Consider the following 13,909-nt stretch of genomic DNA (forward strand, 5'->3'; position numbering starts at 1 on the left):
TCATGTTACTAGTCTTTATTTAAAAATGCAACTTTATTTACTTATTCTTTTCTTAAAGATTCAACTGGATCAAGTTTTGATGCTCTGTTTGCTGGTAAGAAACTAGCAACCATACTAATCAAGACACTGATTAAAATACCAGAGAATACATAACTAGCTGTAACTTTAACAATCGTAACATCGAATGTTGCAACTGAGAATGCATTTAACCCAAAGGCTAAAATATACGTTACGCCAACACCAATTAAGCCAGATGCTAATCCAATTAGGAACGCTTCGGAAACAAATATACGGCGAATATCCTTACGACGTGCTCCTAAAGCTTTCATAACACCGATTTCTTTTGTTCTTTCAACAACAGATATATTTAGAACCACTAATATCATAATTGCAGAAACGAGCAATGATATCGCAGCTACGGCCGTTAAAACGTCTGTCAAAATATCTAACATTTGAGTAAACATTTCTGACATTTTTTCTTGAATTGAACCTGTGTAACCCAATGATTTAACTTTAGCTTTTATACCTGCCGTATTAGCCTTATCGTTTGTATGAAGATAAACAACATTTGGTTTAATTGTTTCATTATTATCTTCAACTAATTGTTGTAAGTCAGCGTAATTCAAGTAAACTAAACTGCTTGAACTGCTACTTCCAGATGCTTCATAAATTCCGGCAACTTTGAACGTTTTCTTAATCGTTTTTTCGTTATAAACAATCGCAATTTTAACTTGTTTACCAACAATGTTCTTGCCTAATGAATCTGCAGTTGTTTTATCTAATAAAATGCCATCCTTACCTGGTTTAGTACCCTTGGTAATGTTTGATTTTGTAATACCTGAGTTCATTGTACCCAACTGCATCAAACTAGCTTTTTTATCCTTATATGAAACTGTATTTGTACCTAGTGAAATTGCTGTATAACCCTTTTGTAGCTCATTCACATGTTTAATATTTGTTAACTTATTAATATCTTTTTTAGAAAATGATCCTGTCTGACCAGTAATTGCAGCCATTTGACTTTGTTGTTCTTTAGCTTGCGCTGCTTGGGCTTGAGAACCAGCAGCTGGTGTTGCTGTTTTAGAACTACTACTTGAAGAACTTGTTTTTGCCTTCATATGAACTTCAGTCACATTGGGATTCACGTAGCTAGTCATCGTATCCTTTATATAACTTGTTACCCCTTTTCCAAGCGATAACATTAAAACAACAGACATAATCCCAATACTTGAGCCAATAGCAACAAGTAAATTACGAGAAAATTTAGCTTTCATATTAAGTGCAGCTAATCGAATTGCAGACCATAGACTTAAATTCTTAGGCGTTTCGCCTTTAAATTCATCTTCATTAGTATGCAACTCTAATTGTTCTTGTTCGGAATCAGAAATAATTGCACCATTATCAATTCGTACAACACGACTTGAATATGCCGCAACGCGATCTGAATGAGTAACCATTAAAACTAATTTACCACGCTTTGCGATATCTTTGATAATTTCTAAGACAGCATCAGTTGTCTCTGAATCCAAAGCACCTGTTGGTTCATCAGCAATAATGACATCAGGATCATTCATTAAGGCACGTGCAATAGCAACACGTTGTTTTTGCCCACCAGATATTTGATCTGGCTTCTTTGTCATATGATCTTGTAACCCAACGTCTGTTAATAATTTTTTAGCACGTTTGACACGTACTGATTTATCAACATTTGAAAGCGTCATTGCCATAGCAACGTTATCAATCAAACTTAAATGAGGAATTAAATTAAAATTTTGAAAAATGAATCCAATACTCTTCTTATGAAAGTTAACAAGTTCTTTTTCAGAAAAATCACCAATATTTTCACCATTATACGTAATTTCGCCATCAAAATTTGAATCCAATCCACCTATTAAGTTCATTAATGTTGATTTACCACTTCCGGATTCACCAACTATTGAAACTAATTCTCCTTTGTCAAAAGAAGCATTAATGTCTTTTAAAGCCTTGAATGTCGTACCACCAGCCATATTATACGTTTTTGAAACGTTTTTTATTTCTAGAATCAATTTGTCTCCCCCTATTTCCGTTTTTATGACAGACTGTCATAATGAGCTGGTTTTTATTATAGATAATCACACTCACAAAAGCAAAGTATTTCGCTCCACCTTTACCCATTCTTTACAATTTCAGGTGTAAATCATTACACGATTCATACAGAACCATAACATTTAACTGATATTATGAAGTTGTTCTTAAATACGAATACAAAATAAAAGGGGAAGTTAATTATGAGAAAGAAAACAGCAATTATTTCGATAGCAGCAATGGGTCTTTTATTGTTGGCAGGATGTGGTAAATCATCATCTTCTTCAGATGATTCATCAAAAATTACAGGTAAAATTACTATTGTTGGATCAACTGCTTTACAACCTTTAGTTGAACAAGCAGCTGAAACCTATCAAGCAGATAATTCAGGTTTAACAATTGGCGTGCAAGGTGGTGGCTCAGGTACTGGTTTAAGCCAAGTTTCTACAGGTGCTGTTACCGTTGGTAATTCTGACATTTTTGCAGAACAAAAAGACGGCGTAGATGCTAAAAAGATTGTTGATCACAAAGTTGCCGTTGTTGGTATTGCACCTGTTGTCAACAAAGATACAAAAGTAACTAACCTCTCAAAAGCACAACTTGCTAACATTTTCTTAGGTAAGACAACAAACTGGAAAGAACTTGGCGGAGCAGACCAAGCGATTGTTGTCATTAATCGTGCTTCTGGTTCGGGTACACGTACCGTATTTGATAGTAGTATCCTTCCAAATAAAACAGCTAAACAAACACAAGAACAAGATTCAAACGGTACAGTTCAAAAAATGGTATCTTCAACACCAGGTGCCATCAGCTACTTAGCATTCTCGTACTTAAAAGATAACATCCAAGCATTATCTATTGATAACGTTAAACCAACATCAAAAAATGTTGAAACAAACAATTGGAAAATTTGGTCATACGAACATATGTATACTAAAGGTTCTCCTAACTACGCAACAGCTAAATTTATTGGTTATATTCAATCAGACAAAATTCAAAACGGCTTAATCAAGAAATTAGGTTATATCTCAATTTCAGATATGAAAGTTGAAAAAGACGCTAAGGGTACTATTGAAGAAATTAATAAATAGCTGTAAAAAATAGAACATTCAATACAAAAAGCTCATAATTATTAGATCTAAATCTAATAATTATGAGCTTTTTTATATTTAAATAGTGTTAAAGGTTATGAAATTTGTTTTATATTGGTATATTGCGCCAATCATATTAGCATCTCCATAAAAATAACATGTTTTTAAATTATACTTAAGGCCATCCGCACGTTTGGCAATGATTAATTGATTAATATATTTATTTAGTGTTTTAATCAAACCAGGTCTTTCAGATATAGCGCCTCCAATTAAAACAAGGTCAGGATCATACGATACAAGTAGATTAAACACTCCTACGGCTAAATGTTTATAAAAATCATCTACAATTTGGCATGCCTTATCATCACCAGAGTCAGATAAATCAAATAATTGTTTTCCGTTAATTTCACGATTATTTTCTGAAGAATACTGTTTGGCAAGATTTACTGGACTAACCAACTCACTGAAAGTACGATCATCATTTACATCTAAAATCATGTACCCAAATTCGCCACCAAATAGATTACTTCCGGCCTTTAATTTTTTATTCATTATTACAGAACCACCAACTCCAGATCCAATGATAATAGAAACAAAATCATCTACATCTTTAGCGTTTCCAATCCAATTCTCAGCTAATGCTGCACAATTAGCATCGTTTTGTATAGAAACTGGTACGCCTAAATATTGTTCCAACTCATCCCTAATCGGAAAATTGTGTATATAAGGGATGGCGCTAATCCCATGAATAATTCCATTTACCGTATCAACTGATCCTGGAGAACTAATGGCTATACCTTCAGCGTTCTGACAACTATTATATAAATTTTTAATTAAAGTTTTCATATCTTTCCACGTCTCAGGGGTCTCCCTCTTACCACGTGAAATGAACTGATTTTCTTTCCATTCTCCATACTTTACGGTTGTCCCACCAATATCAATTGCTAATATAGTTCCCATTGTTCTCCTTTTCAGTCATTCGACTAATATTTTTAGTATCTGATAATTATAATTTTTAATAAACGTATTAAATTAAAGAAGTTCTCATAGCACGTCTATAATGCGTCATTTTATACGGCGTTTTTTTTAATTGATTTATACATAGTTATAATTTCTTTAGCTAAATCAATATAACAGATACTCGTCATTAGCCAATCTTGCGAATGTATCAAATACAAATTAAGTTTCGTTTTTTCACCATTGGCCTCTTTTGTTAACAAAGTAGTTTGGATATTGTGCACCTTAGTTAACGCCTCTTGTGCTTGGTTCATAAAATCATCAGATTTAGAAAAATCAGACTGCTCAGCCATGCGGATTGCTTGAGCGGCAAATCCCTTCGCATTCCCCGATTCCATAATAATTCCCATTATTACAGTCATATCTTTATCATTCATATTTTTCATCCCCATTTCACTAAATTTATTTTATTCCGCAATTAAATTTACTGCTGTTTGTAATACTTTTTCACCGTTCATCATCCCATAATCTAGCATATCAATGACGTCCATAGGAATTCCAGCAGCATCAGTTTTACTTTTAATTTCTTCCTTCATATAACTGACCTGTGGCCCTAATAACAATACATCCGGATGAACACTTTCAATTTGATGGTCTACATCTGATGTTGATGTTGCAAATATTTCATAATCTTTTTTCTGCTTAGAAGCTGCCGCCTGCATTTTTGATACTAGTAGAGATGTAGACATACCAGCTGAACAAGCTAACATAATAATTTTTTTCTCCATGATTTTTTATTCCTTTCACTCTGCTTTATTATTTAATTCTTGCTCTTGTTCTTGATTACATAAATATTGATCATATTTTTTAGCGAATGGATAGTATCCGACAGCTGATATTACTAACGTTACCGCTTGCCATAAGGCCATCTTCCAACCTCCAATTAAAAATCCTGAAATAACTGCTGGCGTTGTCCAAGGTGCCGCAACACCATTTAAAGGTGGTACAATTCCGAAATAAATTACCCCATAAGTAGAGATTGCTACAATAACTGGTACCATGAAAAATGGTATAGCTAAAAATGGATTCATAACTAAAGGTAATCCGAAAAGAAAAGGCTCATTAATATTAAAAATAGCTGGAATAAGCTCAATTTTACCGATTGTTTTAAGCTGAACAGATTTAGCTGCAACTAGTGTGAAAATAACTAGTCCGATGGTTATTCCAGATCCCGTCAAGTTAATAAAATTATTATAAAATTCATTAGTAACAATATGTGCCCCGTTACCTAACGATAATTTACCAGCTTGATATAAAGCAGCGTTTCCAGAAGTATTAGGAATTAAGAAGGCTCCTGCAATTCCACCGACAATCAGTCCTCCGTGAACACCAAAGAACCAAAAGAATGATACTAAGAAGGCAATCAATATAGCCCCAATTAATGAATCTGATAGTCCTTGCATAGGTGCTGCTAACATCTTATAAATGAGATTTAACATATCTGTATTTAACACTGTCTTAATTAAAGCAAAGATTAACATAGTAACAGTTAATATAACACCAGATGGAATCATGGCAGTAAATTGATTAGCAACACTAGTTGGCACTTGTTCTGGGAGTGTTATTTTCCAACCAGCTTTAATCATTTTTGTATATGCCCAACCTACCAAAATACCTACAATAATTGCAGCCACCATTCCTTGACCGCTCAACCAACTAATGTTAATTACACCATTAACTGGCGACTGCATGAATGATTGAAGCGAATGAGGTAATTTGTCTATATTTTCTGTTATTGCAGAACCACTTAGGACCTCTTTACCAGCACTGTTAACAATACCTGCTCCATTTTTACCCATTACTCCGGCTAAAGGTGCGGCCACTTGGAGCATCTGTAACATCAAGAAAGATGATAATGCTGTCAATGCAGCGGGTAATGCCTCATATCCCTCATTACGAACATATACGTACGCGATACCAACTACCGCCCAGATAGATAAAATACCAAATGTTGTTGTATATGCTTGTGTGAAAAATGCTGACCAACCTGAATCTTTAAGCGCATCTGCAACACTTGGCACCGGGAAATTGGACAAAATTAAAAATATGGATCCTATAATAATAAAAGGTAATGCGTATACCATTCCATCTTGCAGAGCCCTTATAGGTTTTGTATTCACAAATTTCATAATTATAGGTAATAACTTATTCGTAATGAACGTGTTTGCTTTATTTTCAGTTTTATTTTCCATTATATTTTTTCTCCATTCTCTTCTAAGATATCCTTAAACCAATAATATGATTTTTTTGGAACTCTCTTCATATCTTTCAAATCATGATTTGTTCTATCAACAAAAACTGCACCATATCTTTTCTCCATGTCACCATGTGAACTAGGAATATCAATTAATCCCCAACCCAGATAGCCCACAACTTGAGCACCATCAATAAACATTGCATCCTTCATAGCCTTAATATGACTTTTATGATATTCAATTCGAGCATCATCTTGGATTATATTTGTGCTGTCCCTGTGCTCCTTGATGCCAATTCCATTTTCAATTGGAAATACAGGTAATCTATAACGATTATGCAAATCTGTAATTACATTTCGGAATCCTAAGGGATCAATATTCCATGACCACTCACTACTAGATAAATAAGTATTTTCTTCTACACTATAATTCATATATCTATTTGGTGCCTCGTCACTTGGAATTTTATCAGCATCCATGACCATTGTGCGATAGTAACTAAAGGAAATGAAATCAGATTTAATTTTATTTAAATATTGCTTATCTCTATCTTTAAAATCCATTTGAATATTATTCACTTCTATATATTTAAGTACTTCAGGAGAATATGATTGTCCGACAAATAACGAATTTAGATTTTCATAAATAAATTCATTTTGTTTTCTTACTGCAAAAGAATCTTTTGGATTAGTCGTTGCTGGATAAACTGGTGTATATGCCAACATACCTCCAATCTTAAGTTCTTTATATTGTTCATGAATATATTGTGCAATTTGTGCGTGAGCTATCATCGTATGATGGAATATGGTATACATATCGTCAATTGTTTTTTCCGTCTTGGTATATCCAGAAATATGAAATGTTTCATCAGTGAAGTATAGATTATGTTCATTAAATGTAATCCAATATTTAACTCTGTCTGAAAAATGATCAATAACGACTTTCCCAAACCTAACAAAAGCATCAACAGTTTTACGAGATAGAAATCCACTTTGCTTTTGGGCCAACGCTAACGGCATGTCAAAGTGATAGAGACAAACCATTGGCTCAATACCACGCTTAATCATCCCATCAATTAATCGGTCATAATACTCAAAACCTTTCTCGTTGATAGTTCCATCACCATCAGGTACTATTCGAGTCCACGATATCTGAATGCGATACATATTCATATTCATATCTGCAATTAAATCCAAATCTTCTTCATATCTGTTAAACTCATCAATCGCATCGTGCCAATCGGATACACCTTTATCTGAGTCACGGATATCATAAACTGATAGCCCTTTACCATCTGCCTGCCATGCTCCTTCTGTCTGCATACTTGATACAGAATTACCCCAATAAAAACCTTTAGGCATCTTATTTTCATTTATCATATATCAATCAACCCTTCTTCTAATAAATTATTTTTTAACTAAGAAATCGCTTTCATTTACTATTATATATCTTTTGTATAATAAAACAATACTTTTGTTATACAAAAGATATATGTTTTATTAAACTCTGGCTATCACTTATATAGAAAAGAGGGTAGTTGAGTGTTATAATTCGGTATTAACCGATTAATTAGTCATACTAAATATCGGTACAATATTCTCTAATTCTAAAATAGTTACATCATACCTATTTTTTTTGAGATCTAATTTTTAATAAGCAGAGTAATATACTTTTTAAAATCGCACCTAAAGTTTAAATAATACTAAATTTGACATTAAAATCTATGGGGGAACAGGGATTTATGAAAAAATATGAGTTAGTTAAAAATATAATTCGGGAACGAATACTTTCTAATATATATCCAAAAGGTAGCATTTTACCTGATCAAAAAGTATTATCTGCTAGCTTCGATGTCAGTTCAATAACCTTAAAGAAGGCGTTAGATGACTTAGCACGAGAAGGATTTATATTAAAAAAATCTGGTTTTGGAACAGTTGTTATAGGTCCCTCGACTCTTATCAATAGCGTTGATGCACCGGCAGATAATTTTGATGGATTAAGTAAACAAGAAGGACGGGACAGAATAACAAGTCACGTCATTAAGTTTGAAGTTGTATTCCCTCAAAAAGAGGTTCAAACTCATTTAAATATTAGTGCAGAAGAGCCAACATACCATATTATTAGACTCCGACTTTTAGATGGAAATCCTTTCATCTTGGAAGATACGTACATGCCTGTTAAATTAGTTCCAGGTTTATCAAAATCCGTACTGGAAACTTCCATATATAGTTATATTAAAAATACGTTAGGGTTAAATATGTCAGGTATGTCTAGAAAAATACAAGCCAGACAAGCCACTGAATTAGATATCAATTATTTAAACGTTGTTGAACAAACGCCAATATTAGAAGTAGAACAAATTGTTTGGCTTGTGAATGGTCACGCCATCGAGTACTCAAAATCAAGAAATGAATTTAATAAACGCTCTTATTTTGTTTTTGAATCAAATTAAACTGGCACACTTATGAACTAACTTACATTAAAAATAATTATCTGTACTTAATATATGTGGGTACGCAAAAAGGCATAATTCCAAAGTTATATTGGAATTACGCCTTTTTGCGTACAAAGTATTTAAATATTATTTTTATAAATTAGCATCCATGTTAAATATTATTTTTATAAATTAGCATCCATGTTAAATGTTAATTTAGATAATGTTAATCCTTCAGTAATGAATTGACCAATCATGTTCATCGTTCTTTCACGCATATCAGCAACAATTGCGTAATTTTGTTGTGTGAGGTAGTTTGTTAATTCATCCCCACTCATATCTGTAGATGCTGCATCAATATCAGCAACCATCGTCTTCAACTGTTGACGACATGCCTTTAAGTAATCAACATTTTCTTGAATAAAATGAGAATAATGTGATTCTGTTAACATCGAAACCGTACGATACATCCAATAAGCACTATTCATATCTAGTGTTAACGGTGTTTCGCTGTAACTTGGGTCTGTGTCTGTTGCATTCGTGTAGAATGGCACAAATGGTGCAAATGCTGGAACACCTAAACAGATCCACATTAATGCAGAATGTGCATCATCAACATTATTTCTCAATTGAAGAACGTGTGCATTTTGTGTTCTATTCATTGAAATAGGACGGAATCGTAAACGATCTTCATCAGCACCATGACCAAATGGATCATATTGTGTTTCATTGTAATGTGAACCTAAAATAGCAGTCACATCTTCAACACTGATTTTTTTATTTGCGTAACAAATGAATGGTAATTCACTTGAAGTTGGTTCTTGCTTAATTTCTGGATTCAAACAACGTTGACCATACCAGACACGAGGTGTGTTGTAATGACGATCTTTTTCTGTGTCTGTTCCAAAAATATGACGGAAGTTCCAGCCTGTTTTATCAGGGTTTAAATGATGCTCTTCTACATATTCACGGATACCGTCTGACCACATAAAGTTATCTGTATTATCAAAATCAATTTCTTGAATAGCAACTTGATTAGCTGCAACAGCATAAGCATCATCTGGAATACGTTGTGCAATCCAGTGATGTCCGGTAACAATTTCCATGTACCAAACATCATTTTTATCACTAAATAAGACACCATTTCCTTCAGGTGAACCGTATTTTGTAATTAAAGCCCCTAAATATTCAACACCATGTTTTGCTGATTTAATATAAGGTGCAACCATTGTTTGTAATGAATCTTCTGCTAAACCATTTTTAATTAAAGGATCGTATGCTAAAACACGTTCATTCGCATAGACACTTTCTGTTGCGCTCATTGCAACATTTTTTTCATTAATACTACTTTCATCAAAGACACCTTTGCTGGATACCTCAACATTAGGTGTTGCTGTCCAGCGATACCCATTTTCTGGTAATGGTGCAGTAAACCCATTTTTATTCGAAGTTAACGTTTCATGACGTCCGGTTACTGCAGGGTACATCAAGAATCGTTGTGGTGTAATAGGCAAAAACGTATCATCATTTCTAGCAATCATCGTTGAGCCATCAATTGTGGCCTTCTTACCAACTAAAATTGTTGTACATGCTTGTTCCATCATAAATAATTCACTCCTTCTCATTATTAAATACCCTTATAGTGTACAACTTTTATCTTCATATAAACATGCTATTTTTATATACTTTAAGAAACAGTTAAATCTAGTTTACAACTCTAGATGTAAATGCTAATATAAAGATATTACGTTAAGGGGGGTTATCATTTGAGCCAAAAAGTTCCATCATCTTTTTTAAATTGGCTAGATAGCTTAAAGAAAATTACATTACCTGATTGGCAAGATTTCCCGGAATTAGACCTTTATATGGATCAATCCGTGAAACTTGTTAATCAATACTTAGAGCCATTACACTTAATGCCTGTAACACCTACAATGGTCAATAATTACGTAAAAAAAGAAGTTATGTTTAAACCCATCAAAAAAAGATATCGCAAGGAACATTTAGCAGCAATCATTGTTATTACTGTTTTAAAATCTGCTTTTCCGTTAGATGTTATCAAGAATGGTATCGACCAAATTTTAGTCGATAACTCATCTGAAGATGCTTACATGAACTTCGCTTTAATTTTTAACGAACAACTTAAATCTTTAACCTTTGATACCAACTTAAAGCCCGTCACGACTGAAACAACAATCATTGAATTAGAACAACGAACGGCTGCAAGTGCCGTGATTAATCATATTATCAGTGAAAAATTAGTTATATTAATGAAGGAGGCCAATTAAATGATGAGTAAAGAAAAAATAGCAGTATTAGTAGATTCAGGTTCGGATATTCCTAAAGAATTTATGGAACAGGAACATATTTATATGGTCCCTATTTTAATTACATTCAGTGATGCAACTTACTTAGATCGTATCTCTATCTCACCTGCGGAAGTTTATGAACGTATGGAGACTGAGATTCCAACAACCGCAACGCCTTCAGGTGGCTCAATTAACGACGTTTTTGACCAAATTAAAGCCGATGGCTATACACATGTTATTGCAACAACGATCTCAAGCGGTTTGTCTGGTACTTATAATTCAATTAAAACATTCGCCAAATTATCATCATTAACTGTTGAAGTCATCGATACAAAAAATGTTGGTATTGGTGGTGGATTAGCTGGTATTTTAGCATCAAACTTAATTAAAGAAGGCAATTATTTTGACGAAATTGTCACAAAGGTTCAACTAGCGGTTGATAGAAGTAGTGTCTTTTTCTATTTACCAACCCTACACTATCTTCAAGTTGGTGGCCGTATTGGACGTGTCTCTGGTCTTATGGGGAATCTCTTAAACATCAAACCAATTATTTCATGTGATGAAAATGGTATTTATTATCCTATTGCAAAAGCTCGAGGCGAAAAAGCTGCACTAAAAAAATTATTATCACTCGTTGATGATAAGATTGGCGATTCTCTTCATTTCGATATAGCCGTTGCATATGGTAATAATGAGCCTTTAGCAGCAAGTATCTTCGAAACCTTAAAAACTAAGTATCCAAATGCTGAACATTTTTACTTTGGCGATGCATCACCTGCTCTTGGTGTTCATGCTGGCCCTGGTGTTATCGGTATTGGTGTTGAAATTTTAGACTAAAAATAAAGAAGCAAACCGATAAATACGGTTTGCTTCTTTATTTTTAGTCTAATTAGTTGCATACTTATTTTCAATTTGTTTAAGCATTTTTTTGAAATTTCTCTTCTTAAAGAAACTCATAAGAATACTCATGAAGGCATCATTCATTTGTTGCATCTTGCCTTTAGAAGTCATGACTTCTTTATAACTTAACAAACAACGTTTATCATCAATTACCTTAATATCGTAACTTACATCAAATTTATTACGATTGTTATCCGTTTGAAAATGATAACTTTCGTTTTCAACTATTTTTGTTACTTTTAAAGCAGCTGATTGTGTTTTTGAAAACTTTTTCGTGAACGCAAAACCCTCTAATTGATTTTTTGTTAATTTCTGACCTGTCTGATCTTTAATATCATATAGTACGGACTCCATAATTTGATCAAATAGATAATCTGCAGGCATTTTTAATTTCATTTCCATTTCCATCAGTCATTCGCCTCCATTTTTAGTCATTAAATCCATTTTGTTCTGTCATTTTTTTAAACCAGTAACCGCTCTTCTTAATTGTGCGTTTTGCTTCATTATCTAAATCAACACTAATAAATCCGTAACGGTTCTTGTAAGCATTTAACCATGACCAATTATCCATACATGTCCACATATGGTAGCCATGAACGTTACTACCTTCTTCAAGTGCCTTATGAACCCATTTCAAATGATCTTGAACAAATTCAATTCGATAATCATCATTAATTTGCCCATCTGCATTAATAAATCTGGCTTCATCTTCAACACCCATCCCATTTTCAGAGATGAAACAATCAATATTACCATAATTATCCTTAATATTGATTAGTGCATCATAAATTCCTTTTTCATAAATTTCCCAGCCACGATAAGGATTAACTTTTTTTCCAGGCATATCGTATACTGTATAAAAATCTTCAGGCATCCAGCCATTTTCACCTTCTGGTTCGGCTTTAATTATTTTCGCCGCTGCTCGCCTTGGTTGATAATAATTAACGCCTAATAAATCGATAGTATTTTCTTTAATAACATCTAAATCACTTTGATGATAGATTGGCATTAAGTCATATTCATGCAACCACTCAACAATATCTTGAGGGAAAGTGCCTTTAATTGCGGGATCTAAAAATGAACGATTAAAGAATCCATCAACAAATTTGGCTGCTTTAACATCTGCTGGATTTGTCTCATCTTTTGGATACGTTGGCATTAAATTTAAAATAATCCCAATTGTGCCACCTAAATTGAGTGAATGATACTTTTCAACTGCTTTAGCACTTGCCAATGCTTCATGATAAGCCACCTGGACACCATGCTTTAAATTACGTTCATCAGGTAAATGCCATCCATATAAATACCCACCCTCAACTGGAACAATCGGTTCATTTTGAGTAAACCATTTTTTAACGCGATCGCCAAATAATTTAAAACAAGTTTCTGCATAGTCCGTATACAAGTCTACAACTTCACGATTTAACCAACCACCATTTTCTTGTAACACCATTGGCATATCAAAATGGTAAAGGTTCATAAAAGGTTCAATTCCAGCGGCAATTAAATCATCTATTAAATGGTTATAAAAGGTAACAGCTTCAGGATTAACCTCTCCAGTGAATGGATTTGGAATCAAACGTGACCACTGAATTGAAGTCCGATATGAATTATGACCTGTTTGTTTCATCAAAGAGATATCTTCTTGGTATTTTTGATAAACCCTTGATGTATTTTCGGGTCCAACCTGATTAAAGAACTTTTCAGGGCTTGCTTGATACCAAGCATCCCAAATATTATCAGCTTTTCCATCTCCTGAAACACGACCTTCAGATTGTGGTCCACTCGCAGCTGACCCCCACCAGAAATCTTTTGGAAATTCATATTTAACCATAGTAAACTCCTTTATTTAACACAAAATCTCTTTACAGAATAACGTAAAGAGATTCGCTTTTA

General features: G+C 33.5%; 13 protein-coding genes. 4 read left to right on the forward strand and 9 right to left on the reverse strand.

The window, feature by feature from the left end; translation table 11 throughout:
* Positions 1–41: 41 nt before the first annotated feature.
* On the reverse strand, positions 42–2,009 hold the full coding sequence (locus AC1RPH_RS00780) for an ABC transporter ATP-binding protein/permease (RefSeq protein WP_481761143.1): 1,968 nt from the start codon (positions 2,007–2,009) through the stop codon (positions 42–44).
* 261 nt (positions 2,010–2,270) lie between these two features.
* On the opposite strand from AC1RPH_RS00780, the gene AC1RPH_RS00785 reads away from it, so the two are divergent.
* On the forward strand, positions 2,271–3,158 hold the full coding sequence (locus AC1RPH_RS00785; RefSeq protein WP_481760974.1) for a phosphate ABC transporter substrate-binding protein PstS family protein: 888 nt from the start codon (positions 2,271–2,273) through the stop codon (positions 3,156–3,158).
* Positions 3,159–3,236: 78 nt separating this feature from the next.
* Here AC1RPH_RS00785 and AC1RPH_RS00790 read toward each other — a convergent pair whose 3' ends face one another.
* From AC1RPH_RS00790 to AC1RPH_RS00810, 5 genes are all read right to left on the reverse strand, one after another.
* Positions 3,237–4,118 carry an ROK family protein gene (locus tag AC1RPH_RS00790; RefSeq protein ID WP_481760975.1) on the reverse strand — a complete coding sequence of 294 codons (882 nt, stop codon included), beginning with the start codon at positions 4,116–4,118 and terminating at the stop codon, positions 3,237–3,239.
* Between the two features lie 110 nt (positions 4,119–4,228).
* Positions 4,229–4,552, reverse strand: coding sequence for a PTS lactose/cellobiose transporter subunit IIA (locus AC1RPH_RS00795; protein WP_481760976.1), 324 nt, complete (start codon positions 4,550–4,552; stop codon positions 4,229–4,231).
* 30 nt (positions 4,553–4,582) lie between these two features.
* Positions 4,583–4,903, reverse strand: coding sequence for a PTS sugar transporter subunit IIB (locus tag AC1RPH_RS00800; RefSeq protein WP_481760977.1), 321 nt, complete (start codon positions 4,901–4,903; stop codon positions 4,583–4,585).
* 15 nt (positions 4,904–4,918) lie between these two features.
* A complete protein-coding gene (locus AC1RPH_RS00805; RefSeq protein WP_481760978.1) occupies positions 4,919–6,367 on the reverse strand; it encodes a PTS sugar transporter subunit IIC in 1,449 nt (482 codons plus the stop codon).
* On the reverse strand, positions 6,367–7,749 hold the full coding sequence (locus tag AC1RPH_RS00810) for a glycoside hydrolase family 1 protein (protein WP_481760979.1): 1,383 nt from the start codon (positions 7,747–7,749) through the stop codon (positions 6,367–6,369). Before AC1RPH_RS00810 ends, AC1RPH_RS00805 begins: the two co-directional genes overlap by 1 nt.
* Before the next feature lie 362 nt (positions 7,750–8,111).
* Between AC1RPH_RS00810 and AC1RPH_RS00815 the strand changes: the two genes are divergently transcribed.
* Positions 8,112–8,822, forward strand: coding sequence for a GntR family transcriptional regulator (locus AC1RPH_RS00815; RefSeq protein WP_481760980.1), 711 nt, complete (start codon positions 8,112–8,114; stop codon positions 8,820–8,822).
* A gap of 167 nt (positions 8,823–8,989) precedes the next feature.
* Here AC1RPH_RS00815 and AC1RPH_RS00820 read toward each other — a convergent pair whose 3' ends face one another.
* A complete protein-coding gene (locus AC1RPH_RS00820; RefSeq protein WP_481760981.1) occupies positions 8,990–10,408 on the reverse strand; it encodes a C69 family dipeptidase in 1,419 nt (472 codons plus the stop codon).
* A gap of 162 nt (positions 10,409–10,570) precedes the next feature.
* Here AC1RPH_RS00820 and AC1RPH_RS00825 point away from each other — a divergent pair, with 162 nt between their 5' ends.
* Both AC1RPH_RS00825 and AC1RPH_RS00830 read left to right on the forward strand, forming a co-directional pair.
* Positions 10,571–11,092, forward strand: coding sequence for a DUF1836 domain-containing protein (locus AC1RPH_RS00825; RefSeq protein ID WP_481760982.1), 522 nt, complete (start codon positions 10,571–10,573; stop codon positions 11,090–11,092).
* Positions 11,093–11,950 (forward strand): DegV family protein, encoded by an 858-nt coding sequence (locus AC1RPH_RS00830; RefSeq protein WP_481760983.1) that lies wholly within the window; start codon positions 11,093–11,095, stop codon positions 11,948–11,950.
* Between the two features lie 48 nt (positions 11,951–11,998).
* On the opposite strand, the gene AC1RPH_RS00835 is transcribed toward AC1RPH_RS00830, so the two are convergent.
* Entirely contained in the window at positions 11,999–12,421 is a 423-nt protein-coding gene (locus tag AC1RPH_RS00835) for a DUF3284 domain-containing protein (RefSeq protein WP_481760984.1), read from the reverse strand.
* A gap of 19 nt (positions 12,422–12,440) precedes the next feature.
* A complete protein-coding gene (locus tag AC1RPH_RS00840; RefSeq protein WP_481760985.1) occupies positions 12,441–13,847 on the reverse strand; it encodes a glycoside hydrolase family 1 protein in 1,407 nt (468 codons plus the stop codon).
* Between the last annotated feature and the right edge of the window lie 62 nt (positions 13,848–13,909).

It is taken from the genome of Dellaglioa sp. CoH-57-MRSF-16 (assembly GCF_056782055.1).